The organism is Burkholderia sp. AU38729, assembly GCF_020419725.1.
Taxonomy (GTDB): Bacteria; Pseudomonadota; Gammaproteobacteria; order Burkholderiales; family Burkholderiaceae; genus Burkholderia.
The window spans coordinates 401,226-425,945 of record NZ_JAIZQO010000006.1 but is presented as its reverse complement, the minus strand read 5'-3'; the positions used below and the strand labels follow the sequence as shown (position 1 = coordinate 425,945).

The following is a 24,720-nucleotide window of genomic DNA, read 5'->3' as shown; positions in this document are numbered from 1 at the left end:
TGTCCGGGACCCGAGGTCCGAGCCGAGCGCAAAGGCTTGCTTCCGTAACGTAACCCGGTATCTGACCATCAGATGGCGGCGGCGTTGAAGCTGGCTGGAAGCAGATGATGATTGCGTTCGTCCTGCTGGAACAGGTATTTGCCGTTCATGTGCCTGGCCAGGCCATCGAGATCTGGGAAGAGCGTAGCAGGCGTCACCCCCGCTTTAGCAAGATCCAAGCGCATGCGGGCGAAGGCTTCGGCCGGAATCGTCACGTACTGCAAACGCTGCCAGTAGTCGTCCTCACACTCGAGCGGCTGAAATCTCAGCGTGTCGTTGTCGCCTGGATAGCTTCTATGCAGGGTGAAGTAGCCTTCCTGCGCAGTGATTCTCGGCGAAACATGGCTCGGGTAGACCACCCCCGTGCGGCGAACACGGAACGGTTGCGCGCTATTAGGGGACAGTACTGTGACCGGTGGGTCATAGGTCAACATCCAGACCGCGCCGTGGCTACCCGGCTTGGCGGGCGCTTGTACCGCGAACCATAGCGCAGCCAGGGCGCTGCCAGACCAGTCAAGCAGACGTGTCGCCATGCCGTGATGTTGCGCAATCGCCAGCCACTCCAGATCGCTAAGCTCTGCGTGGGGAAAATTCAGATACGGCAGTGCACGTCGTTTGAAGTCACTGAGCATCGATTGCTCGATGCCTGGTGTAAGGTCAAAAACCTGTGGCCGTGCGATGCCCGGTATCAACGTATGCTCCGCGTTGCGATGCCCGCGAAACAGTACCTGCGGATCCTCAGGCCAGAGCGGGTCATCAACTCGATTTGTGACTTCGTGCAGGAACTCTGCGAGGGTGCATACGTCGCGGAGATGCTGCATGTGGCGATAAGACCTCTTCTTCGGCTCCCCGGAGACGGTTTCGTCCAAAGATGACTCGGTCAGGCCATGATCGGCCATATTCTCTTCCTTCTTCATCGCTTCCAGTTTTTCGGTGGCAACTAGTCTTGCAGTCCGTGAGCCCTCGACAGAGCCCGCCCTATCGCTTGCATTCGCTCGTTCGCGCGGCTCCAGCTACCGAACAACTGATCCCATCTTTCTTGGGAAACGATCACTCCAGTATTTGGAAGACTCGCCATATGATCGGCGAGCGCCTGAAGCTCCTCCGCGGCGGCTCTTTGGAGCGCCCAAAGGCACTCGATTTCTCGGGGGTCGATCTTCATGTTTTCCTTGGTGTACGAGCTTGGTCAGCAGCCGTCGGCTCAGGAGGCTGAGCGGGTCATGGTGTCGACGAGGGTCTTTTCAGACACTTTGAATATCAAATGGAAAATAGACCAAATAAAGCCAGCTGCAGTCGATGACCTGCCCTCGATAATCTGACCTCGTCTCCGCTGACGAGTCTCTCAGTCAAATGAACCGCGTTGATCAACGTGCACGCAGGTCCAATCCAGAAATTCATGTCCTATTCCACGGTTTCCTATTGAATCCCAGCCTAGCTTCGATGGTATTGATGGAGCCGCACTATTTCCCTCAAATGACTCCGCACACAATGGAGACCAGAGTTACTGGATCGCCGTCCACAAGACGTTTAACGGCAGCGAGACTGGAAACTCCAATCAATTGTCGAATGAGTTTGGGCGACCAGCCTTGGCGATGGAGATTCACTGCGAAGGTTCGCCGAGCCACGTTGGCGTTACCGCTTTCGAAGCCCGCCTGCGTGTGCAGTCGGCGGATGATTTCGTTCAGCGTTTCGCAAGAGTCACTGGCCGCACCTGTACGCGTGATGCTGCGCGTAAAGGCGAACGGCGCTCCGTCGCTGGTTAGGAACAACGAGCTTTGCGTGTCCAAGCCCCCCGTACGCCGCACGTGCTGTGCTGATGCCGTGGCCCGATTCGCGGCGATATTGCAGGTAGTTGTCCACTGCTTCGCGAGCCTTGGCGTTAGCCCACGGAAGCGGACGGCTTTTTCCTTTATTCGAGAATGGTCTGGAGACGCGCGAGCGCATCTTCGACCACTTCGGACGGGGCGCGCTCGACCTTGCGTGCGCCACGCGCCTCAAGATCGAGCGTGCGAACCATGTTCACAAGGGCCACGCCCTGCGTTTCAGTGCCCGAACCCGAGAGGGGCACAGCGAATCCCGCGTATCGCGCAAATTCGCCGCCCTGCGTAATCGGCGCGACGAGCGCCACGCCAAGCGCATTGAACGCAGCAGGCGACAGAACGAGCGCGGGGCGAAAATCCCCTTGTTGCTCCTTGCCTACGGTCGGGTTCAGGCTAACGCGCACGATATCGCCCCTCTCAAACTTGACGCGCCTCACCATGCTTCGTGCCCCACCGGCTTGGATTCGCCCCACGCGGCCAGGTCGGCCGGTTCCGGGGCCTTCGGATCGCACTGCGCGATCAGGTCATCCAGTGAATACTTGCGCCGGGCTGGCGAAAGCAACACACCATCGGGGCGCACATCGGCATTCAGCGAGCTACCTACCGACGCGTCGATTTGCTCCAGCAACACGGCCGGAAGCCGGACTGCCGCGCTGTTGCCCCACTTCTGAATTTTGAGTTCCATATCATCACTCCAAATGTAGATCCATTGTAGATACCCGCAGATCAAAAGGCAAGCACTTTGTATCTACATTGAAGATACCAGCGAGAGCGAAGGCGCGGTGCAGCCAACCGTACAGTTATCGGCCGCGAGCACTCGTAAGTTGAGGCCAAATCGCCAAGCTGCCCCCCCTCACTCCCCAAGGTCGATCGCGGCAATCGCTTCGCGCATGTCTCGCTGGGAGACATCGACGTAGGGCGCAACGTGATCGATATGTGCGTGCCCCAACAGGATCTGAACTGGTTTCAAGCGAATGTCCGTTAGCTATCAGCCGCGTTGCACACGTCCGGCGGCCTGAGTGGCTGCTGAAGCCGGCTCCGAGGCCAGCAGCCCGATACAAACGGGTGACGTAACTTTGAGGCTGTCAGCGGCCAAATACTCCACTGCCTCCCCTTCGAAATTCACGCGACGCTTCACGCTAAGCTCGAATGGGTCGCCCTTCTGCCTGAGGATGAGCCGGGTTTTGGGCATCAGGCCGACGGCCGGCTGAACGTGAGCATGAAACGCGTGCCGGCCGCATCGCTTTCGACGCGGGCGGAACCGCCGTGCAGCTCCATCACCGACCGCACGATCGCGAGGCCGAGCCCGGCCGTGCCGCCCGGCGCACCGCCGCTGCGCGCCGGGTCGCCGCGCACGAACCGGTCGAAGATCCGGGGCAGCAGCGCGGGATCGATCGGCTCGCCCGGATTCGCGACGACGACGCGCACCGCGTCCGGCGTTTCGTCGACGGCGAGCGTGATGACCCCGCCGGCCGGGGTATAACGCAGCGCGTTCGCGAGCAGGTTGCCGATCGCGCGGCGAAACAGCTCGACGTCGGCGGTCAGCCGCCCCTGCCCGTCGACGCGCAGCGTCGAGCCCGCTTCGTCGGCGAGCCCCTCGAAATACCCGGCGATGCGTTCGAGTTCGTCGCGCACGTCGAACGCCCGCTGCCGCGTGACGAAGCTCGGATGCTCGGCGCGCGCGAGGAACAGCACGTTGTCGATCATCCGCGCGAGCCGGTCGTATTCCTCGAGATGCGATTCGAGCAACGCCTGGTATTCGTCGGCCGGGCGCGGCCGCGCGAGCGCGACTTCGGTCGCGCCGCGCATGTTGTTCAGCGGCGTCCGCAGGTCGTGCGCGAGATCGGCGCTGAATTGCGACAGATGCGAGAACGCCTGCTGCAGGCGGCCGAGCATCGCATTCTGCGCATCGACGAGCGCCCGCAGCTCGCGCGGCGCGCGCGACGCGTCGAGCCGCGTGTCGAGCTTGTCGACCGTGATCCGGCCGGTGTTGTCGACGATCTCGCGCAGCGGCTCGAGTGCCGTGCGGATCAGCCCGTAGCCGAGCAGCAGCGCAAAAAACGCGCCGAGGCCGCCGGCGAGCTTGAGCCGGTCGCGGTAACCGTCGAGCAGCGCGGCCCGGTCGCGCATGTTGCGCGCGATCGCGATGTGAATCGGCGTGCGGTCGCCGAGCAAGGCTTCGATCACGACGCCGCGCATCGGCGTGCCGCCCGCCGCGATCCATGTGACGAGTTGATCGGCCGTGATCCGGTCGTTCGCGGGTATCGGCGTCGCATTCGGCGCAACCAGCTGCGCATCGGCCAGCGGCGCCGACGCGGCCGCACGCGCGTCGTCGAGCGCGGCGAGCGTGACGTTGTGGCGCACCAGCATGTCACCCTGGCCATCGGTGACGACCATCGACAGCGCCTCGTTGCCGAGCACCTGGCTCGTGAGCCGCTCCGTATGCGCGCGCACCGCGTCGAGCGATTCGAGCTCGCCCGCGAGCCGGCGCGTATGGCGCGCGGCGAGCACGATGTCGAGGTCGTCCTGCGTATTGACCTGCCGCTCGAGGCTCGCGTACACGTACACGCCGACGAGCCCGAACGCGGCCAGCGTGGTGGCGGCAATCGCGAGTGCGAGCGTCGCGGCCAGCGAACGCGGCCACCTCATGCGTCGTCCTTCGGTTCGAGCACGTAGCCGACGCCGCGCACCGTGTGGATCAGCTTCACCGGGAATGCGTCGTCGATCTTCGCGCGCAGGCGCCGGATCGCGACTTCGACGACGTTGGTATCGCTGTCGAAGTTCATGTCCCATACGTAGGACGCGATCTGCGTGCGGCTCAGCACTTCGCCCTGCCGGCGTGCGAGCAGCTGCAGCAGCGAGAATTCGCGCGGCGTCAGGTCGATCCGCGTGGCGCCGCGCTTCACGCGGCGGCGCACGACGTCGATTTCGAGGTCGCCCACCGCGAGATGCTCGGTTTCGCGCGGCGGCCCGCGCCGCGCGAGCGTGCGGATGCGGGCGAGCAGCTCGACGAACGCGAACGGCTTCACCAGGTAATCGTCGGCGCCGAGCTCGAGGCCGTGCACGCGGTCCTGCACGTCGTCGCGCGCGGTCAGGAACAGCACCGGCGTCGTATGCGTGTCGCGCAGCCGCTTCAGCACGCCCCAGCCGTCGAGCACCGGCAGCATCACGTCGAGCACGATCACGTCGTAGCGCTCTTCCTGCGCGAGCGTCAGCCCTTCGCCGCCGTCCTTCGCGAGATCGACGCTGAACCCCGACTCCTCGAGGCCCTTCTTCAGGTAGGCGCCCGTCTTCGGCTCGTCTTCAACTATCAGGATGCGCATGGCGGTTCCGTCGCGGTCGTGGTGACATGCGGCGATGTTACCGGGAAACGGCGACGGCGCACTGTACGGCGCAAGCGGGAACGCGGTTGATGACAAAACGGTAATCGGGCCGTCAGCGTGGCGTGCGGTGGCGAACCCCCGAACCCCATCGGCGGCGCCGATCGGTATGCCGGAGACGGGTAGCCCCGTGCACGCGGGCGCGGTGCGGATGCCGGGAACCGAGGACGCCCCGGACGACGATGTCCGCACATCTCACGCGTCGCCACTGCGTACGCAACCGAACTTAAAGGCGTCTTCCCGAGCCGTTGCCGCCGTTATTTGGAACCGGCCTGCGCGAACCCGCACGTCGGATCGAACGCGTCGAGGATCGTCGCCGACGTGCTGGCCATTCGCGTGGCCATCGCGTCCGGGTTCGCGCGCGCGGGCCCTGCCGAAGCCGGTGCACCGCCTTTCACATCAGGCCGCCGCCCAGCACGGTGAGCCCCCCTTCCGCTGCGCTCGGATTCCTTCATGCCTGCACGCCGCACCCATTGAACAACGCCGAGCTTGCTGAGCGGCGTTTCGTCGAGCGGTTTCGTCACGGCCCGGACGAGCGCATCGGAACTGCCCCGAAAGCGAGGGCCGGCCGGATCAAGGCTTGCATCAGGCGGCATCGATAGCACATGCCGGCACAGCTGCGCCCCGACAAAAGTAACCCTCCGAACATCGTATGATTGCATTTTCACATTTTATGTGATTTTATTATCGTTCATTGCACGCCGCCGCCCACCACGCGCGCGGCGCACCCCATACCAAGGAAGAGACGCAGATGGAGACAATCGCCGTGATCGGCAGCAACATGGTCGACCTCGTGACCTATGTCGCACGCATGCCCGCCCGGGGCGAAACGCTCGAAGCACCGAACTTCGAGCTCGGCTGCGGCGGCAAGGGCGCGAACCAGGCCGTCGCGGCCGCCCGCCTCGGCGCGCGCGTCGTGATGGTCACGAAGGTCGGCGACGACGTCTTCGCCGACAACACGATCCGCAACTTCGCGCGCGAAGGCATCGACACCACGCACGTGCGCAAGGTCGCCGGCGTGCCGAGCGGCGTCGCGCCGATCTTCGTCGAACCCGATTCGAGCAACAGCATCCTGATCGTCAAGGGTGCGAACCGCCACCTGACGCCGGCCGACATCGACGCGGCCGCGCCGCAGCTCGCCGCATGCGCGCTGATCGTGCTGCAGCTCGAGATCGAGCTCGACACCGTCTATCACGCGATCGAATTCGGCGCGCGCCACGGCATTCCGGTGCTGCTGAACCCCGCGCCCGCGGTGGCCGATCTCGATTTCGAGCGGATCCGCACCGTCGAATTCTTCGTGCCGAACGAAACCGAGCTCGCGATCGTGTCCGGCATGCCGGTCGATTCGCGCGACAGCGCGGCGCGCGCCGCCGAAGCGCTGGTCGCGCGCGGGCTCAAGCACGTGCTCGTCACGCTCGGCGGCGACGGCTCGCTGCTGGTATCGCGCGACGGCGTGCGGCACGTGCCGGGCGTGCCGGTCGACGCACGCGACACGACGGGCGCCGGCGATGCGTACATCGGCTGCTTCGCGCGCTGCTATGCCGCGTCACGCAACGCACTCGATGCGATGCGTTACGCGTCCGCGTATGCCGCGCATTCGGTCACGGGCCTCGGCACGCAGAAGTCGTACGCCGACACCGCGACGTTCGAACGCTTCCTCCGCGACGCCGGCATGTAAGCGGCGCCTTCATCGACGAGACAATTGGGAAGGAGACACCCATGGGCCGAGCCAGAATCGAACACACCCCCGACGGCTATTACCTGAACCGCACGCCGCTCTTCGCGTTCACGCTGCTGTGCTGCCTGTTCGCGCTGTGGGGCACCGCCGCGAACCTGAACGACGTACTGATCGCGCAATTCAAGAAGTCGTTCTTCCTGTCCGATTTCGAATCGGCCTTCGTGCAGTCCGCGTTCTATCTCGGCTACTTCTTCCTCGCGATTCCGGCCGCGACCGTCGTGAAGAAGTTCAGCTACAAGACGACGATCCTCGTCGGCCTGCTGCTCTACACGACCGGCTGCCTGCTGTTCTTCCCGGCCGCGTCGATGGCGAAGTACGGGATGTTCCTCGTCGCGCTGTTCGTGATCGCGGCCGGCCTGTCGTTTCTCGAAACCGCATCGAATTCGTATTCGACGCTGATGGGCCCGCGCGCAACCAGCACGCGGCGGCTGAACATCTCGCAGACGTTCTATCCGTTCGGCGCGATGGCCGGCGTGTACATGGGCAGCTTCCTGATCTTCAAGGAAGGCGATGCGTCGCATGCGCAGCGCGCCGCGATGTCGGCCGCCGAAGCCCACGTGCACCAGCTCGCGATGATCCAGGCCACGCTGGAGCCGTACAAGTGGCTGATCGTCGTGCTCGTGGCCGTGTTCATCGTGTTCGCGCTCACGCCCTACCCGGCCTGCAAGGGCAACGGCCCGAGCGTGGCCACGCACCGGATCGACGCGCGCGGCACACTCGCGCGCCTGTTCGGCAACCGGCGCTTCGTCGCGGGCGTCGTCGCGCAGTTCCTGTATGTCGGCGCGCAGGTCGGCGTGTGGAGCTTCACGATCCGGCTCGCGATGCAGATCGGCGGCCTGACCGAGCGCGGCGCGTCGCACTACCTGCTCGCGACGTTCTTCGCCTTCTTCGTCGGCAAGCTGGTCGCCACGCTCGTGATGAAGCGCGTCGGCCCGGCCAAGGTGCTGATCGTCTACGGCATCCTGTGCATCGCGCTGCTCGCGTACACGATCAGCGTGCACGACATCACGGCCGTCTATGCGGCCGTGGGCGTGAGCGTGTTCCTCGGCCCGTGCTGGCCGACGATCTACGGCCTCACGATCGACGGGCTCGGCAAGGACACCGAATACGGCGGCTCGATCCTGGTGATGAGCATCGTCGGCGGCGCGGTCGTGCCGCTGATCCAGGGGCTGATCTCCGATCACACGGGCGGCAACATGCAGCTCGCGTTCGTCGTGCCGCTCGCGTGCTTCGTCGTGATCGTCTACTACGGCTTCTACTGCCTGCGCCACCTGCCCGCCGCGACGCCCGACGCAGCCGCCGACGGTCAAGCGCCCGCGCGCTACGCCGCCACGCGCAACACGTCGGGAGCCTGAGCATGCGAGGCGAAATCGAACTGCGCCGCGACGACTTTCGCGACACGCCGCGCACGCTGTACCGCACCGACGGGCTCACCGTCACCGCGTTCGCGTATCCGTCCGGCGTCGAGGCGCTGAAACTCGAGAACCGTCGCGGCCACCTCGTCGTGCTGCCGTATCTCGGCCAGATGATCTGGGCCGCCGCGTTCGACGGCCGCGACCTGACGATGAAGCACATGTTCCGGCAGCCGAAGCGCGCGGCGTCGATCATCGATACCTACGGCTGCTTCATGTTCCACAGCGGGCTGCTGCGCAACGGTTGCCCGGGGCCGGACGATACGCATGCGCTGCACGGCGAGATGCCGTGCGCGCCGATGGATCGCGCGAGCGTCGTCGTCGGCGCGGAGGCGCGCGGCGCGTTCGTCGAGGTGACCGGCGAATACGAATACGTGCAGGGATTCGGCAGCCACTACATCGCGCGCCCGTCGGTGCGGCTCGCCGAGCACGACGCGCAGATGACGATCGCGATGGAGGTGACGAATCTCGGCGGCGCGCCGATGGACCTGATGTACATGGCGCACCTGAACTATGCGTACGTGCCGGGCGGTCGTTTCGTGCAGTCGCTGCCTCGAGGCGGGCTGCGGTTGCGCGACAGCGTGCCCGCGCACGTCAAGCCGACCGCCGCGTCGCGCGACTACACGGCCACGCTCGCGCACGCACCGGAGCGGCTTCACACGCTCGATGCGCCCGCGCTGTACGACCCGGAGATCGTGTTCTTCATGAACGGTGCGAAAACGGATGCGGACGGCGTCGCGCATTTCCTGCTCGAACATCCGGATGGCGGCGCGTTCCACACCGCATACCGTCCCGAGCAATTCCCGCATGCGACGCGCTGGATCCTGCACAACGCGGACCAGCAGGTCGCCGCGTTCGCGCTGCCGTCGACCTGCGAGCCGGAGGGGTATGAAGCCGAACGCCGCAAGGGCCATGTGGCGGCGCTCGCGCCGGGCGCGACACGCCGCTTCGAAGTCGTCACCGGCTACCTGAGCGCGGCGGAAGCCCGCGATGCGTGAAGCGATGCGCGGCCGCGCGGCGTCAGGTCACGAGCGCGATCCCGTGTTCGCGAATCGCCGTTTCGTAGCGGCGGCTCAGTTGCCCGTCCGAGATCACGTAGTTGAAGTCGGTCAGCTCGGCGAAGGACGCCGCGCGCACTTCGTCGAATTTCGTGTGGTCGACGAGCAGGAAGCGGTTCTGCGCACGCGCCATCACCTTCTTCTTCGCGTCGACTTCGTGGAAGTTGAAGCAGGTCACGCCACAGCGGTCGCTCACGCCGGCGGCGGAGATGAACGCCTTCGACACGCGCACCGTGTCGAGGATGCCAGTCTCGGCCACCGACTCGAACACCATGTTCTTGCGGTGGTACACGCCGCCGCACAGGATCACGCTGCAATGCGGCTTCTGCTGCAGCTTCGCGAACACGTTCAGCGAATTGCAGACCGCGGTGAATTCGAGGTCGTCCGGAATGAAGTCGACGACGAACGGCGTGGTCGAGCCGCAGTCGACGAAGATCGTGTCGCCGGTCGTCACGAACTGCGCGGCCAGCTTGCCGATGCGGCGCTTCTCCTCGGTCTGCCGGTCGTTCTCGGTGCTGACCACGTACTCGCCGATGTCGCTGCGCTGCGCGGCGAAGTGGCGCGTCACGTAGCCGCCGATCAGGCTCAGGCCGTGCGGGTTGTCCGCGAGATCGCGGCGGATCGTCATCTCGGACACACCGAACAGCTCGGCCACTTCCTTCAGATGAATCGCGTTCTGCCCTTGCAGCACGTTCATCAATGTCTTGATCCGTTCGCCTTTCTTCGTTTCCATGCCAGTATCCTGCGTGCCCGCCGCATCCGTCGCTCGTCGTGCCGGGCGCGCGGGCCCGGCCGGAATGTCGTATTTGTAACAAACCGATGTGAAAACATCAACTTTACGTGTGCCCTTCCGGCGCACGCTCCGTGGAGTCCTGAAACATGCCGCTTTCCAACGCCCAACTCGCTCAAACCATCGATCACACGCTGCTCGCGCCCGACGCGAGCGACGCGCAGATCCGCGAACTCTGCCGCCAGGCGGCCGAGCATCGCTTTTACTCGGTCTGCGTGAATTCGGCGAACGTGCCGCTCGCCGCGCGCGAGCTGGCCGATACCGGCGTGCTCGTCTGTGCGGTGGTCGGCTTTCCGCTCGGTGCCGGGCTGTCGGCCGCCAAGGCATTCGAAGCCACCGCCGCGATCGCGGCAGGCGCCGGCGAGATCGACATGGTGATCAACATCGGCGCGCTGAAGAGCGGCCGCGCCGACGACGTGAAGGCCGACATCGACGCCGTGCATCAGGCATGCGGCGCGGTGCCGCTCAAGGTGATCCTCGAAACGGGGCTGCTGACCGACGACGAGAAAGTGCGCGTGTGCGAGATGTGCCGCGATCTCGGCGTCGCGTTCGTGAAGACGTCGACCGGGTTCGGCCACGGCGGCGCGACGCTCGCGGATGTCGCGCTGATGCGCCGCACGGTCGGCCCCGTGCTCGGCGTGAAGGCGTCGGGCGGCGTGCGCGACCGCGCGGCCGCGCTGGCGATGATCGAGGCCGGCGCGACGCGGCTCGGCACGAGCTCGGGGGTGGCGATCGTGATGGATCAGGGGGGGAGTGGGTCGGGGTATTGAGTGACGCCCCGGCCGCCGAAGGATTGGCGGACGCGGTCGCGGTGGTACGCTTGGCGCTCCCGCGCGCCGATTCGCGTGCGGCCCCTCGCCGGTCCAACGAGAACACGCTTCTTTCGATCGAGAACCGGCATCCTGCTCGCGACCGGTACACACGACATGAACGTCTCGACACGCGATCTGAACACGCTCCCCGGCATCGACGGCCTGATGCGCCTGACGCAGTCGCTTGCGATCCTCGATGCGGTCCTGTCACCGGAATGGGAATACCGGTACTACTCGTTCAACCAGGCATGGGCAGACGGGGAGAAGATGGCCTCGATGCGCAACGGCTCCGGGGACCAGTGGTTCGCGATCTTCTCCGCCGCGGGCGCCGCCCTCCGTGGCGTGCTGCGCGACGCGCCGACGTACCGGCCGGGAAAGCCCTCGCCCGCCATCTTCAGCGGCCTGCCCGAAGCCTTTCACGTCAATCTGCTGCACGAACCGGCATTCACCACCCAGGACAGCACGTTCTGCATCTGGCGGCTGGCGCACGAAACGCGCTGGTCCTGCGGGCCGGTCGAATCGTCCACGGCTGAAGACCCCGACGGCTCCGCCCGATTGCTCGGCATGCTGGCCGGACGGCCCGGGCAGTACGTCGAATTCGCCGCCGAGTATTACGGGTGCGACATCGATCCGCGCGACGTCGCGGCCGTGTATCGCCACGAACCGCTTGCCGCCGGGCTCGTCCGGCGACTCAATCCCGATTGTGATTTTGCCTCCCTCCACGACGATCTCGTGGAGATCGGTTATCCGCGCGCCACTGCGGACGATCGCTAGCGCCGGCCACACGCACGCCGCATCGGACCATCTTCTCGTCGACAGGGAGCCAGCATGGCCAATCGATCCTATCTTTATAGCCTCGGCAACCGGCCGACCTCGTATGAAGATCGTCCCGAGACGATATCGGGGCTGTCGGAATGGGCGTACGACGTGCCATTCATGTATCGGTTACTGATGTCGTGCGACCCGCAGCCCTGCGCTTCGCTGATCTCGGATGGACTCGACGGCGCGAAAGTGCCGCTTCATGCGATCAGCAGCCCGTTCGCGCCCGGATTCGAGCGTGTCAGGCGTTTCGTCGCCATCCTGAGGGTGCTGATCGAATCGCATGCGGCGCCGACGCCCGCCGCTCCGCCGCCGGAAACCCCGGGGAAATCGACGCTCGTGGACCGGATGCGGCGCTGGGCGGGTCTGACACCTGCCCCGGCGGCGTCCAAACCCGCACCCGCGCCGATACCGGGGACACCCGCCGCGGTCGACCATCTGCCCGAATGGCTAGACGAGACCCTCGCATTTCTCGAGCAGCATCGCGACCAGTACCTGCTGCTCGAAACCGTCGAACTCGACCTGATGTCCGAAAGCGATCCGCATGCGTTGCGCGGACTCGTCGACGCGGAGATCGGCCGCTGCCGTCACGTGGGCGCAGCCTTCGAAGCGTTGCCGGGCGACACCGCAGAGGCGGCTCGCGTGCTGCAGCGCGCCGCGGCCGAGCGGCGCCCCGCGCCGCTCGATGCCTTTTTCGGCCTGCGTTTCGACGACAACTGTGACAGCACGCGCACCGGCGATACCGAACATCCGCTGGGTCTGGAATGGAACGACGTGCTGTACTTCGAGCTGTTCAATCGAGCGCAATTCGATGCGCACCAGGGCAAATCGGACTGACGCCGCAGTTGCCGTTCCGCGGAAGGACGCAATGCCGACAGCAAGATCCGCGCACCATGTTCAACGTCATGCAGACCCTGGGATACCAATGAAACGCCTGCTCATTGTCCTGTTGTGGATTGCTGCGTCCGGCCCCGTTCACGCCAGGGACACGCATGCGGATCTGTGGTCAGGCGTTTACACCCTGTTCCCCTGGGACAAGGACAGCCAGCATTTCGTCGACCGGGCAGTCGACACGCTGACCATCGAGAAAGTGAATGACGCCGACGCGCTGCGCGCCTGCCGTCGAGGTATGGCTCCGATCTGACTCGCTGGTCGATGTCATCCCGCACCGATGAAACGCATCAAAAGCGATCTCTGCGCCGGTTCCTGGCTGACGCCGAGACGGACGAGTACCACGAGTTCCATTGGAGCGATCTTCACGCGCAAGGAAAGATCGAGTGTATCGACGGCGGACACTTCTTCATCTGTCGGACAGCGCCCAACAGTCTGGTCGATGTGTGGGAGATGAAATTCGGACAACCAGTGGAATTTTTGGTGTGCTCCTTCACGGCGGACTGTTTGAGTTGCAGCGGGCCACGATGCCGTGAGCACGTGATTCGCCGCGAAGCCGCGCACGAACTGCCGCGTGTTCCGTTCGACGATCGCCACCTGTCGCTCGACGTTGCGCAGCGCATCGAACGCGATGAGCGCGGGCGCCGCGACCGGTTCGAGCGGCGCCGCGCGCGGGCCGCCGTCGAAGCCGCGCCAGCGGAATGCAACGGCCGCATCGAAATCGACGGGCGTCGGCTGGCCGGTGCCCGCCAGCGCTTCGAGCGCGGTCGCGATCCGTTCGAGCTGATGCGCGAGCGCCCAGCCCTCTACGGATGCACGCGCGTCCGGCAGCGCGCCCATCAGGTGCTGCATGTCGCGGTCGCCGCTCATTGCCGCACGCCTTGCGACGCACTCGCCTGGAACGGAAACCGCTGCGCGATCGCCACGCCGACGAGCGCCACGCCGCCGCCGATCAGGTGATACAGCCGCAGCGATTCGCCGAGCAGCACGATCGCGCCGCCGGCGGTCATCACCGGCAGCAGGTTCATGAACATCGCGCAACGGCTCGGGCCGAGCAGCCGCACGCCCTGCATCCACAGATACGGCAGCACCACCGACGCCAGCACGCCGGCATACAGGATCAGCGGCACGCTCGCACGCGTCGGCCATGCCGCCTGCGCCGGCAACCGCAGCAGCATCGGCGCCATGAACACGAGCGCGGCGAGCGCCTGTACGTAAGTCGACTGCCACGCCGGCAGCGCACCAATGCGCCAGCGCTTGAGCAATACGCCGTACAGCGCATAGGCGGCCGACGCGGCCAGCATCAGCAGGTCGCCCGTATGCACGCCGCGCGCGGCGATCGTCGTCGGGTGCCCTTCGGCAATCAGGTAGACGACGCCTGCGAGCGACAGCACCCCGCCGCCGATCATGCCCACGCTGGGCGGATCGCCGAGCAGCAGCGAGCTGAGCGCCATCGTCATCAGCGGCACGAGCGCCGTGATGATCGCCATGTTGGTCGCGCTGGTCGATTTCGCGGCCTCGTAGGACAGGCTCTGGAACAGCGCCATCGCGAGAAAGCCGAGCACCGCGAGCTTCGGCAGGTGCGCTGCGAGCGCCACGCGATTGCGCCACGCGGGGCGCAGCGTGAACACGCTCATCAGCGCGACGGCGAGCAGCAGCCGGTAGAAGGTGATCGCCGACGGGTCGATCGTCGACGCCGACAGCTTCGACACGACCACGTTGCCGGCCCACAGCGCGATCGCGCAGAAGGGAAACAGAAAAGGAGACTTGTTCATCGCATTCGACGGATTAATATCCCGACAGGGGGTTGGCGTGGATGGGAACGCCATCGTGCCCGCCCGTCCACCTGCCTGTCTCACGCCAAAATGTCACGACTTGTCGCCAATCGGACACTCGAGTCCACGCCGCCCGGTGCCCACCTGCGCTTCGAATCGACGCCGATGCCCGTCTCGGCGATGGCGGCGACGTACGCGCACGGCACGTCGATCGCGCCGCACCGGCATCGCCGCGCGCAGCTGCTCTATGCGATCGAGGGCGTGATGCACGTGCAGTCCGAAGGCGCATCGTGGGTCGTGCCGCCGACGCGCGGCGTGTGGCTCGAAGCCGGTCTCGACCACACGGTGCAGATGAGCGGCGACGTGCAGATGCGCACGGTGTTCGTCGAACCGGGCGCGGTCGAGCACCTGCCCGCGCGGAGCTGCGTCGTGGAAGTGCATCCGCTGCTGCGCGAGCTGATCCTCGCCGCGGTGGACGTGCCGCTCGACTATGCGCCGGGCTCGCGCCACGATCACCTGATGCACCTGCTGCTCGCCGAGGTGACGGTCGCGCCGCTGCTGCCGCTGTACCTGCCGTGGCCGCACGACCCGCGCCTGCGCACGATCTGCGACGCGCTCGTCGCCGCGCCCGACGATCTGCGCACGATCGCCGAATGGGCCGACCTGCTCGGGCTGTCGGTCCGCACGCTCCATCGTGCGTTCCGGCGCGAGACGGGGCTCAGCTTCCGTCGATGGCGCGAACAGGCGCGGCTGCTGCTCGCGCTCAAGCGCCTCGCGCACGGCGAGAAGGTGCTGACCGTCGCGATGGATCACGGCTACAGCAGCCAGAGCGCGTTTTCCGCGATGTTCAAGCGGCATTTCGGCGTGTCGCCGTCGGCTTTTTATGCGTAGGGCGGGTGCGTGCGCGGCGCGCTCGCGCCCGCGCACGCCCGGCCCACCGCATGACGCCCGCCGCTAGCGCGCGGCAATCCCCGCGATGAAGCACACGCACGCGGCGGCCGACGCCACCATGCGCACGTGATTCCACATCGTCCAGTCGTGCACGTAACGCGTCCACAGCGCCGCGCCCTGCGCGGTCGACGGATCGGCCGCGGCGAGCGCATCGTTGAGCGGCACGTTGACGGCCATCGTCACCGCGAACATCCCGACCACGTACAGCACGCCGCCCGCGACCGCCAGCATCGCGCCCGGCTGCTCGCGATCGAACAGCGCGAGCACGACCAGCGCGAGCGCCATCAGCGTCGTGACGAGGAACAGCGGCATGAACGGCGAACGCACGATGTCGACGTTGATCGCGTTCATCGCGGCCACGCCGGCCTGCGGCGCGATCCGTCCGAGCGACGTCATCACGAACGTCGAGAACGCGAAATACACGCCGGCCATCAGCCCGCAGCCGATGGCCGAGCCCCACAGCAAGGCGGTGGTCGCGAATGCGATCATGATCGTGCACTCCACACGCCGGTGGCGGCCGTCGCGCGCGCATAGTCGGCGAAATCGCGTGCCGACCGCCCAAGCGTCGCTTCGATGCCGTGCGTCACTGCGCTGTTGCGCCCGTCGAGCACCACGCTGAACAGATCGTCGAGCAGCGCGACAATCGGCTCCGGCACGCCGGCTTCGCGCAATCCGGCGACGAACGCATCGGCCGGAATCTCGCGATAGACGACCGGCCGGCCGGCGGCCCGTGCGATTTCGCCGACCGCTTCGGCAAACGTCAGCGCGCGCGGCCCCGTGACCTCGATCACGCGGTTCGCGAAGCGCGCATCGGTGAGCGCGGCCACGGCGACGTCCGCGATGTCGTCCGCATCGACGAACGGCTCGCGCACCGCGCCGGCCGGCAGCGCGACTTCACCGGCCAGCACGCCGTCGATCAGGTAGCCCTCGGAGAAGTTCTGGTTGAACCAGCTCGCGCGCACCACGCCCCACTCCACGCCCGACGCCTGCAGCGCGGCCTCCGCGGCCTGCGCGCGGGGCTCGCCGCGCCCGGACAGCAGCACGACCCGCTCGACGCCGCGCTCCCGCGCAAGCCGCGCGAATGCGGCGATCGCGTCCACCGCGCCTTCGACGGCCAGGTCGGGCTGGTAGGTCACGTACGCGGCCGATACGCCGTCGAGCGCGGCCGGCCACGTGTCGGGCACCGTCCAGTCGAAGCGGACGGCCGACGTGCGCGACACGGGCCGGGTCGCGATGCCGCGCGCACGCAGCCGCGCATCGACGCGGGCGCCCGTCTTGCCCGAACCGCCGACGATGAGGATGGGAAGTGCCGACATGACCGTCTCCTTTGGCTAAAATGCGAGAATGTCTCGCGTTTCAAAAACACGATAGACTCTCGCATTAGCAACGTCAAGTTTTTCTGGAGGCGGCATGGGCCGACAAAAATCGGGGCAAAACGATGGGCCCGAAGCGGCAGCGGACACGGCGGATACGCCCGCGCGCGCACGGCTGGTGCCGACGCAGCAGCGCAGCCGCGAGCGGTTCGAGCGCATCCTCGCGTGCGCGTCGGAAGTGATGATCGAGAAAGGCTGCGATGCGTTCCGGATGAGCGACATCGTCGAACGCACGGGCATCTCGTTCGGCTCGCTGTACCAGTACTTCCCGGACAAGGCGGCCGTGATCGGCACGCTCGCGGAGCGCTACAACGAAGCGGGCCACGTCTGCGTGCGACGCGACCTCGCGACGATGAAGACACTCGACGACCTGCACGCCACGCTCGCCCGCATCACGGACAGCTACTACCGGATGTTCGTCGACGAGCCGCTGATGCGCGACATCTGGCGGGCCACGCAGGCCGACCGCGCATTGCAGGCACTCGACCGGGCGGACGGTGAGTTTCTGGCGGGGTTGTTCGCGGATGCGCTGGGCGAAGTGGCGCCCGATATTCCGCATGCGCAACGGAGCACCTTCGCCGAGCTGATGATGATCCAGATCGCGGCGGCCGTGCGCCATGCGATCACGCTGCCGCCGAAGGCGGCGCAGGAGATTCTCGCGATGTTCAAGCGTGCGCTGCCGCGCGATCTGTCGGTGCTGGGCGCGTAGTCGTGTCCAACGCGGTACGCGGCCGGCACCGACTTCACGCCGCGCCTGCCGGATACGCATTCCGCCGGCGGCAAACGAGCCCGACGTTCGTCAGGGCATGACGGGCGGATGGTAGTTGAGCGTGCTCGCAAGCGCCCAGAGCATGAAGATCACCAGCGGCAAATGCACCACCAGTTGCGTGAACGTGAACCCGACGATGTCGCGGGCCCGCAGCCCGAGCACACCGAGGAGCGGCAGCATCCAGAACGGATTGACCAGGTTCGGCAACGCCTCGGCCGCGTTGTAGACCGTCACCGCCCACCCCAGGTGGACGTGCAGCAGTTTTGCCGCCTCGATTACGTAGGGCGCCTCGATGATCCACTTGCCGCCGCCGGACGGCACGAAGAATCCGAGGACGGCCGAGTACCCCCCCATCACCGCGGGAAACGACGCTTGCGAGGACAGCGCGACGAAGAAATGCGCGAGATGATCGGACAGCGGCAGTCCGGCAGGCGCCGACGCCTTCGTCAGGATGTAGGCGATGCCGCCGTACAGCGGAAACTGGATCAGCACGCCCGCCACCGACGGCACGGAACGCGCGACGGCATTGAGGAAGCGCCTCGGCCGCCAGTTCAGCAGCATGCCCAGCATCAGGAACAGGAAGTTGTACGTGTTCAGGTTCGAAATCGCGATCAGCGGATTTTTCGTCGTGAACGTGTGTGCCATCCAGATCGTCCCGATCGCAACGATCGCGAGGGTGACGAGCGGGCTGTACTCGAGCCAGTCTCCCGGGCGAGTCGGGCGCGGGATCGCGGCGTGGGCGTCGTCGAGCGGAATCCCGAGCGCCGCCGCCGTCTTGGCACGCGTGCCGCCGGGTGCGGACAGCCACGCAATCAGCACCGAAACGACCGTCAGCACGGCAGCCATCAGCATCGACTGCGGCAGGAAGATGGTTTCCGCGAACGGAATGACGCCGGTGATCGCGAGCAGCGTCTTGGGCAAGCTGTCCGGGTTCGCTTGCAGTTGCGATGCGGACGAGCTCAATCCGAGCGCCCACGTCGCCCCCATGCCGAGATAAGCGGCCGCGCCCGCGGCCCGGTAGTCCATGCGCAGATCGGCGCGACGCGCCAGTGCCCGGACCAGCAGGCCGCTGAAGATCAGGCTGATCGCCCAGTTGAACAACGAGGCGACGATGCTGACGAGCGCGACGAACGCCACGGCCGCCCGTCCGGACGACGGCAGCCGCGCGAGCGCGTCGATCAGTTTCGACGCGGGTGGCGATACCGCGACGACATAACCCGAAATGGCCACGATCGCCATCTGCATCGTGAACGGGATGAGGCTCCAGAAGCCGTCGCCGAACGCCACGCCGACCTGCCTGACCGGCGCACCGATCGCAAGCGCGCCCAACGCCACGATGACCACGGCGATCGCGGCGAAGATATAAGCGTCCGGGAACCACTTCTCCGACCAGCGCGCGACGCCGGCGGCCATTCGCTCGAGCGCGCCTTCGCGGTCCGTCGCCGGCGCGTCGACGCGCGGCACTTCCATCCACTCCTTCATCCTTGTCTCCTTGTCCGTCAACACGCTAGTTTGATTTTTCATAGACCTGGATCGCAGCGGCCAGGTCTTCCATCGCGGTACCGACGGCCTTGAACACCGTTCTCTCGCTGTCATTCTGCCGGCCGTTCGCTTCGCCCTTGCACAACGCCGACAATGTCCGGTTCAGGCCGCCGATCGCGACGACACCGCGTGACAGCGGGCCAAGGAGATCACCGGATTTTTGCGGTGCCTCGTCCGTATCGACGTAAATCGCCGCACCCCGGAAGCAATCGTCGTCGGCCTCGCGCATGCGCGGCGTAAAACTGCCGATCAGGTCGAGATGCGATCCCGGCGCAAGCCACTTGCCATGGACGATCGGCTCCGTCGCGAGCGTCGCACAACTCACGATGTCCGCGCGCCGAACGCTTTTCTCGAGATCGGTAACGGGCGCCGCGTTGAAGCCGAGCCCGGCCAGCCGATCGACCAGCTCGGCCACTGCCCGGGGATTCCTGTCCCACACTTCGATGTCCGAAATGGGCAACTGGCTGCGATACGCGAGCGGAACCAGGCTGCCGACGCGTCCGGCGCCCAGCAGCACGAGACGCGACGCATCCGGACGGGCCAGATAGGTCGCGGCGAGGGCCGATGCAGCCGCGGTGCGGCGCGACGTGATCTCGTCCCCGTCCAGCTGCGCAAGCGGTTTTCCCGTCCGCCCGTCATAAAGCACATAGGTCGAATGCAGCCCGGGTAAGCCGTGCCGTGCATTGCCCGGGAAGATGTTGACCGTCTTGATGCCCAGATAGCCGTTGTCTTCCCACGCAGGCATGATGAGCACCGTGCCCTCGTCGTCACTGCCGGCATTGATCGCATGCGCATGGCGAAGCGGCACGTGACAGCCGTCGACGAACGCTTGCCTCAGACGCGATACCAGCGATTCAAAATCCAGTGCGTCACGTGTTGCCACGGCGTCAAAATATTTCATGGTGAACATTTCCTTCGGCGGGTTCATGCATCGATGGCAACGTCGGTTGCCGGAATGGCCTGACAGGCGAGACACACATCGGGTTCATCGGGCCCGTGCCCGCTCAAATGCGCGACTTCACCCGATACGACCTTGACCGCGCAGCTCTCGCACTGCCCGACACGGCAGCCGCTCGGCATCGCGACCCCGAGCGATTCCGCGAACGACAGCAGGCTGCCGTCGCTAGGCGTCCAGGTGGCCATGCGACGCGATCGGGTGAACTGGACGACGAATCGCTTCGACGGGTCGGGCGCCGGCCTGAACGGTGATCTGAACGCCTCCTTGAAGATGTCGAAGGGTGGAACACCGCGTTCGATCAATCCCGCGGTAATCGCCTGCATCATCGGTTCCGGGCCGCACAAGTAAAACCGCGCGCGCCGTCGAATCAGGTCGTCACTGACGACGTCCGCCGTCAGATAGCCCTTCATCTGGTAGTCACGCCCGAGCACCTCGTCGTGCGGCTGGTTGTAGCAGTTGACGACTTCCAGCTTCGGCAGCCGCTGCTTCAGTATCTCGATGCGCGCACGGAACGCGTGCGTCGCGCTGTTCAGGTTCGCATAGAAGAGTTTCGATTCCGGCGCCTGCGCGCCCCGATCCCGGATCGACTCCAGATAGGAGATGAACGGCGTGATGCCGATGCCGCCCGCGAACATCACGACGGGCTGCTTCGACGCCGGCGGCACGATGAAGGTGCCGGCGGGCGCGCCGAGCCACACGGGGTCCCCCACCTCGAGCGATCGATGGATATGGGAGGACATCGCACCTTCGAACGGAACACCCTCCCCGGTTCGGCCCTTCTGGTGGCGCACCGAGATGGCGTAAGTCCGGCGATCGTCTTCGCAGGCGGCGCCCGTCAATGAATAGGCGCGAGTCGTCCCGCCGTCGCCCAGCGTCGGAACGTGCACGGTCACGTGCTGCCCGGGCAAGTAGTCCGGCAACGCCCCACTATCCGACGCCCGGAACGTGACCGTTCGCACGCCGCTCGCTTCCTCGTGGATGGCGGAGACGACACAATCCCGCAGCCCTTTCCACGCACGGCGCGACGGATCGATCGACGGGTCCGGGCGGATCCGGCAGCGGACGGAACGCAGCGGCGACGATCCGCTCACCGGATCGAGCGTGGCCGCCGAAACCAGCCGGTTGAAGTTGCTGTGCTTGCGCCCCGCCACGGCGAGCGCATCCATGCCGATCTCGTCGCAGGCCTGCCACCAGCCGTATTCGGCCACGATCACGTCATGCGCAAGCTCCGGCACGACGCGTGCCTTGAAGCGCGCCTGGCCGTTCGTCGTTTCGATCAGGAACCAGTCGTCGTCGACGATGCCATGCTCCGCCGCCAGCGCGTCATTGAGTTCCGCGACGGGGTACGGCGCGCGGCGGCGCAGGCTCGGAAGCCCGCGGTGCTGACTGTGGCAGTAGTAGCCGTTCTTCATCGAGGTCAGCGTGCAGGGGAAGCGGCGGCGATCGTTCGCCTCCCCACGCTGTCCATGCTGCGGCGGCACATATCGGGGCACCGCCGGGTAGCCGTGACGATGCAACTGCTCGGAATACAGTTCGACCCGCGACGTCTCCGTGTTGAAACCGCGCGCGCCGTCAGGTGTCGCCGAAGCGTATCGACGCTCGTATTGCGTCAACGGCCGCGATATCCCCTCCGAATGTTCGCGCAGCATCGCGACGTCCATCCCGAGCGGCTCGAGCACATGATTCCATCCCGCCTCGATGCTGCCGCCGAAGAACCGATCCTTCATGCCGAGCCGAACGGCCAGATCGAAGACGATGTCGTAGTCGGCGCGGCTTTCCCCTCGCGGCGGCACCATGCGCTGCCTCAACTGAACGAGTTCGATCGCACGTTCGTTGATCTCGAAGCCGAGCCGCAAGCCTTCCCGCTCCCACGGCGTGTTCACGGGCAGCAGGATGTCCGCGTAGCGCGACGACGGCGTCTCGAAGAGATCGCAGTGAACGTGAAAATCGAGCGCGCACAGCGCATCGTGGGCGATGCCGCCGTCCGCCTGGGACAGCACCATGTTCGTGCCGAACGCGAACAGCGCGCGTACCCGATAGGGCTCGGCGTCGAGAATGGCGCGATAGACGTCGCGTGCCGTCACCCAACCCTGCGACGGCGGCCCGAGCGGCCGCTCCGCCAGGCCGAGCGCCTTCGCGCGCTGCTGCGGATCCAGCATCGCGAAGCTGCTGATCGCATTGGCCGGCTGCTTCGCCCATTCCCGATTGGAGCCGCGCGTATCGAACGCGCCCGTCAACGCATACAACGTCGCGATGGCGCGTTCCGTCTGCGTGGCATTGGTGTGCATCCCCACGCCGGACCACGCGTGATACGCAATGCCCTGCCCGGGATGCAGCATGTGCGCGGCCTTCATGATGTCGGCGGCATCGACGCCGGTGATCGTGCTGGCATGGTCCGGCGTATAGGCCGCGAGCGCACGCGAATAGAGGTCGAACGCAGGCGTGCATGCCACTTGCATGCAACGGCCGGCCGAGTCCGTGATCCCGACGTGGCGCGTGCCGGTCATCGACAGATCGGAGAGCGCCGTACCAGCCTCTTCGTCAACCAGCTCCAGCCGATCGAGCGTCTGGTTCCAGAGTGCGTATCGATTGCCCGACGCGCGTGGGTCGATATCCCGTTCACGCAGGAACCGTCCGGTATCGGCACGCACCAGCAACGGGCCGTTCGTCCATCGCCGGACGAAGGGTTCGTCGACGTTGCCGATCGCGATCATCTGCCTCGCGATGGCCATGGCGAGCGCACCGTCGGTGCCGGGATTGACGCGCAGCCACAGGTCCGCCTCGCGTGCGAGCGGCGTCGGCCGCGGATCGACGACGATCAGTTTCGCTCCGCGGCGCCGCCCCTTTGCGATCGCATCGGCCTGGGCCAGCCACGTATTGGCGGGATTGTTGCCCCACAGAACGATGAGGTCGGCATGCTGATAATCGGCGGTCGGCATGCCGCAGCCGAACGTGAAGACATGCGCGCTGTCCTTGTGCCAGTTGCAGATCTCGGTCGCGTAGCAGATGTTCGGACTTCCGAACAACCAGACGAACCGTTCGACCCAGTCGATACTGTCGCTCATGGGTGTGCCGCTCGGCGTCGTGACGCCGAACGCCACCGATTCGGCTCCGTTCTCGCGCTTGAAATGCGCAAGGCGCTCCGCGATCTCGGACAGCGCTTCCTCCCAGCCGATGCGCTGCCAGCCCGGATCGGCGGCACCCTTGGGCCGGGTCCGCCGCATCGGATACAGCACCCGGTTCGGGCTGTGCACGAGTTCAGGTGCGGCTTTCCCCTTCATGCACATCGCGTGGCCGGTCGGATGCGTTGCGTCGGGCCGCACCTTGATCATCATGTCGCCACGCACGACGTTGATCGTGCCGCACCGCGACCGGCACAACGTGCAATAGCCCTTTTTCTCCTGCGTATCCATCGATTCGCGTCGTCCGCTTCATGTTTGACTCCATGCTATGAAGCGGCAACGGCCATGACAAATTCATCCTTTTGATGGCGTGATATATATTGAATCAATATCACGCGACCCGATCCGGTGTACCGTTCGGACCGTCGAGGCGGCGCCGTTCCGGCGCCGCCCGGATTGCCTGGAGCCTCGCCCGTGAGCACGCACATCACGCTTCGCCAGATCGAGTATTTCGTCTCCGTGGCCGACACGGGCCAGATCTCGCAGTCGGCCAACCTGTGCTCGGTGTCCCAGTCGTCGATGACCATCGCACTGAAGAATCTGGAGGAGAGGGTGGGCGTCACGCTGCTTCAGCGTCATTCGAGAGGCGTGCGGCTGACACCGGCAGGCGAGCGATTCCTGCGTCACGTGCAACACGCGACCCTGTCGATCGATCGCGCCGTGGTGGCGGCGCAGGAAGAGCCCGAGCAGATCTCGGGGCATGTTCGTATCGGCGTGACCGAAACCATCTCGGCTTATCTGATGCCGTCGCTGATGTCGGTCATTTCCCAACGGTTCGGTAACCTGAGCGTCAGCCTCGTCGAAAGCGAGCGCGAAGCGATCGAGGACATGCTCGTCGACGACCGGCTCGATATCGCACTGCTCCTCGTGTCGAACACGGCGGAGATTCGGGACCTGAAATACGAGACGATGCTTCGCTCGCCGCGCAGGCTGTGGACCCATCCGGATCATCCGCTGCAGGACGCGCATCGGGTCACGCTGGAGGACGTCGCGCGCGAAAACTACCTGCTCCTGGACATGGACGAGCACCTGCGCACCGTCGGCAAGTACTGGGGAAGCTACGGCATCACGCCGAACGTCCGGATGCAGAGCAAATCGATCGAAGCCGTCAGAAGCCTCGTGGCGCTCGGACAAGGCGTCACGATCCTGTCGGATCTCGTCTATCGTCCGTGGTCCCTGGAAGGAAACCGGATCAGCCGGCGCAACCTGAGTGTGACCGTCCCGACGATGGATGTCGGTGCGGTATGGCGACGCGGGGGCGCAACGTCAACGCCGTGCCGCGCGCTGCTGGATTTGTTTCGGTCGTGGAAGAAAGGCGCGCGGTAGACGCGTGCGATGCCGACGGCGCGTGATCGACATCGAAGCAGCGCAACCGTTCGTGCAGGCCGGCGCCGAGCACCCGGGCAGAGCG

General features: G+C 65.8%; 23 protein-coding genes and 1 pseudogene. 10 read left to right on the top strand and 14 right to left on the bottom strand.

Annotated features, from left to right (window positions below):
* Positions 1–68: 68 nt before the first annotated feature.
* From LGM56_RS18730 to LGM56_RS18705, 6 genes are all read right to left on the bottom strand, one after another.
* Positions 69–956: an FRG domain-containing protein gene (locus LGM56_RS18730; protein ID WP_226206309.1), complete on the bottom strand. Its 888-nt coding sequence runs from the start codon at positions 954–956 to the stop codon at positions 69–71.
* Positions 957–1,948: 992 nt separating this feature from the next.
* Positions 1,949–2,299 carry a type II toxin-antitoxin system ChpB family toxin gene (locus LGM56_RS18725; RefSeq protein WP_089463857.1) on the bottom strand — a complete coding sequence of 117 codons (351 nt, stop codon included), beginning with the start codon at positions 2,297–2,299 and terminating at the stop codon, positions 1,949–1,951.
* A complete protein-coding gene (locus LGM56_RS18720; RefSeq protein WP_089464289.1) occupies positions 2,293–2,544 on the bottom strand; it encodes an AbrB/MazE/SpoVT family DNA-binding domain-containing protein in 252 nt (83 codons plus the stop codon). The genes LGM56_RS18725 and LGM56_RS18720 overlap by 7 nt, the downstream gene beginning before the upstream one ends.
* Before the next feature lie 506 nt (positions 2,545–3,050).
* Positions 3,051–4,508: a heavy metal sensor histidine kinase gene (locus LGM56_RS18715; RefSeq protein WP_226206307.1), complete on the bottom strand. Its 1,458-nt coding sequence runs from the start codon at positions 4,506–4,508 to the stop codon at positions 3,051–3,053.
* The gene (locus tag LGM56_RS18710) at positions 4,505–5,182 is read right to left on the bottom strand and encodes a heavy metal response regulator transcription factor (RefSeq protein ID WP_027786146.1); all 678 of its coding nucleotides are present in this window, start codon (positions 5,180–5,182) and stop codon (positions 4,505–4,507) included. Before LGM56_RS18710 ends, LGM56_RS18715 begins: the two co-directional genes overlap by 4 nt.
* 314 nt (positions 5,183–5,496) lie before the next feature.
* Positions 5,497–5,901, bottom strand: a complete 405-nt coding sequence (locus LGM56_RS18705) for a hypothetical protein (protein WP_226206305.1) — start codon at positions 5,899–5,901, stop codon at positions 5,497–5,499.
* Between the two features lie 89 nt (positions 5,902–5,990).
* Between LGM56_RS18705 and rbsK the strand changes: the two genes are divergently transcribed.
* The 3 genes from rbsK to LGM56_RS18690 are packed head-to-tail and all read left to right on the top strand — an operon-like array spanning position 5,991 to position 9,387.
* Complete coding sequence (gene rbsK, locus LGM56_RS18700) at positions 5,991–6,917, top strand: ribokinase (protein WP_226206303.1); 927 nt, start codon at positions 5,991–5,993, stop codon at positions 6,915–6,917.
* Between the two features lie 41 nt (positions 6,918–6,958).
* Positions 6,959–8,332, top strand: coding sequence for an L-fucose:H+ symporter permease (gene fucP, locus LGM56_RS18695; RefSeq protein WP_226206301.1), 1,374 nt, complete (start codon positions 6,959–6,961; stop codon positions 8,330–8,332).
* Between the two features lie 2 nt (positions 8,333–8,334).
* Complete coding sequence (locus LGM56_RS18690) at positions 8,335–9,387, top strand: aldose 1-epimerase family protein (RefSeq protein ID WP_226206299.1); 1,053 nt, start codon at positions 8,335–8,337, stop codon at positions 9,385–9,387.
* A 22-nt stretch (positions 9,388–9,409) separates the two neighbouring features.
* On the opposite strand, the gene deoR is transcribed toward LGM56_RS18690, so the two are convergent.
* Complete coding sequence (gene deoR, locus LGM56_RS18685) at positions 9,410–10,180, bottom strand: DNA-binding transcriptional repressor DeoR (protein WP_226206297.1); 771 nt, start codon at positions 10,178–10,180, stop codon at positions 9,410–9,412.
* A 146-nt stretch (positions 10,181–10,326) separates the two neighbouring features.
* Here deoR and deoC point away from each other — a divergent pair, with 146 nt between their 5' ends.
* The 4 genes from deoC to LGM56_RS18665 all read left to right on the top strand — a co-directional run bounded on the left by deoC (position 10,327) and on the right by LGM56_RS18665 (position 13,012).
* On the top strand, positions 10,327–11,007 hold the full coding sequence (gene deoC, locus LGM56_RS18680; protein WP_226206295.1) for a deoxyribose-phosphate aldolase: 681 nt from the start codon (positions 10,327–10,329) through the stop codon (positions 11,005–11,007).
* A gap of 156 nt (positions 11,008–11,163) precedes the next feature.
* Positions 11,164–11,823: a hypothetical protein gene (locus tag LGM56_RS18675; RefSeq protein WP_089498520.1), complete on the top strand. Its 660-nt coding sequence runs from the start codon at positions 11,164–11,166 to the stop codon at positions 11,821–11,823.
* Positions 11,824–12,135: 312 nt separating this feature from the next.
* On the top strand, positions 12,136–12,705 hold the full coding sequence (locus LGM56_RS18670) for a hypothetical protein (protein WP_144023163.1): 570 nt from the start codon (positions 12,136–12,138) through the stop codon (positions 12,703–12,705).
* A gap of 88 nt (positions 12,706–12,793) precedes the next feature.
* A complete protein-coding gene (locus LGM56_RS18665) occupies positions 12,794–13,012 on the top strand; it encodes a hypothetical protein (protein WP_089498518.1) in 219 nt (72 codons plus the stop codon).
* Between the two features lie 281 nt (positions 13,013–13,293).
* On the opposite strand, the pseudogene LGM56_RS37030 reads toward LGM56_RS18665, so the two are convergent.
* Positions 13,294–13,629: pseudogene (locus tag LGM56_RS37030) on the bottom strand (DUF815 domain-containing protein); the annotation flags it as partial.
* Positions 13,626–14,534, bottom strand: coding sequence for a DMT family transporter (locus tag LGM56_RS18655; RefSeq protein WP_226206292.1), 909 nt, complete (start codon positions 14,532–14,534; stop codon positions 13,626–13,628). The gene LGM56_RS18655 and the pseudogene LGM56_RS37030, both read right to left, overlap by 4 nt.
* Positions 14,535–14,624: 90 nt before the next feature.
* Between LGM56_RS18655 and LGM56_RS18650 the strand changes: the two genes are divergently transcribed.
* Positions 14,625–15,425: an AraC family transcriptional regulator gene (locus LGM56_RS18650; protein WP_039362607.1), complete on the top strand. Its 801-nt coding sequence runs from the start codon at positions 14,625–14,627 to the stop codon at positions 15,423–15,425.
* 63 nt (positions 15,426–15,488) lie between these two features.
* Here the strand turns inward: LGM56_RS18650 and LGM56_RS18645 are convergent, their stop codons facing one another.
* Both LGM56_RS18645 and LGM56_RS18640 read right to left on the bottom strand, forming a co-directional pair.
* Positions 15,489–15,974, bottom strand: a complete 486-nt coding sequence (locus LGM56_RS18645) for a DUF1772 domain-containing protein (RefSeq protein ID WP_226206290.1) — start codon at positions 15,972–15,974, stop codon at positions 15,489–15,491.
* Positions 15,971–16,801, bottom strand: a complete 831-nt coding sequence (locus tag LGM56_RS18640; RefSeq protein WP_226206288.1) for an NmrA family transcriptional regulator — start codon at positions 16,799–16,801, stop codon at positions 15,971–15,973. Before LGM56_RS18640 ends, LGM56_RS18645 begins: the two co-directional genes overlap by 4 nt.
* 94 nt (positions 16,802–16,895) lie before the next feature.
* On the opposite strand from LGM56_RS18640, the gene LGM56_RS18635 reads away from it, so the two are divergent.
* Entirely contained in the window at positions 16,896–17,567 is a 672-nt protein-coding gene (locus LGM56_RS18635; protein ID WP_226206286.1) for a TetR family transcriptional regulator, read from the top strand.
* A 90-nt stretch (positions 17,568–17,657) separates the two neighbouring features.
* On the opposite strand, the gene LGM56_RS18630 is transcribed toward LGM56_RS18635, so the two are convergent.
* The 3 genes from LGM56_RS18630 to LGM56_RS18620 are packed head-to-tail and all read right to left on the bottom strand — an operon-like array spanning position 17,658 to position 23,540.
* On the bottom strand, positions 17,658–19,109 hold the full coding sequence (locus LGM56_RS18630; RefSeq protein ID WP_226206408.1) for a short-chain fatty acid transporter: 1,452 nt from the start codon (positions 19,107–19,109) through the stop codon (positions 17,658–17,660).
* A 25-nt stretch (positions 19,110–19,134) separates the two neighbouring features.
* Positions 19,135–20,070: an ornithine cyclodeaminase family protein gene (locus LGM56_RS18625; RefSeq protein WP_226206284.1), complete on the bottom strand. Its 936-nt coding sequence runs from the start codon at positions 20,068–20,070 to the stop codon at positions 19,135–19,137.
* Between the two features lie 23 nt (positions 20,071–20,093).
* Entirely contained in the window at positions 20,094–23,540 is a 3,447-nt protein-coding gene (locus LGM56_RS18620) for a molybdopterin-dependent oxidoreductase (protein ID WP_226206282.1), read from the bottom strand.
* A 183-nt stretch (positions 23,541–23,723) separates the two neighbouring features.
* Between LGM56_RS18620 and LGM56_RS18615 the strand changes: the two genes are divergently transcribed.
* The gene (locus tag LGM56_RS18615) at positions 23,724–24,635 is read left to right on the top strand and encodes a LysR family transcriptional regulator (protein ID WP_089498511.1); all 912 of its coding nucleotides are present in this window, start codon (positions 23,724–23,726) and stop codon (positions 24,633–24,635) included.
* The last annotated feature ends 85 nt before the right edge of the window (positions 24,636–24,720 follow it).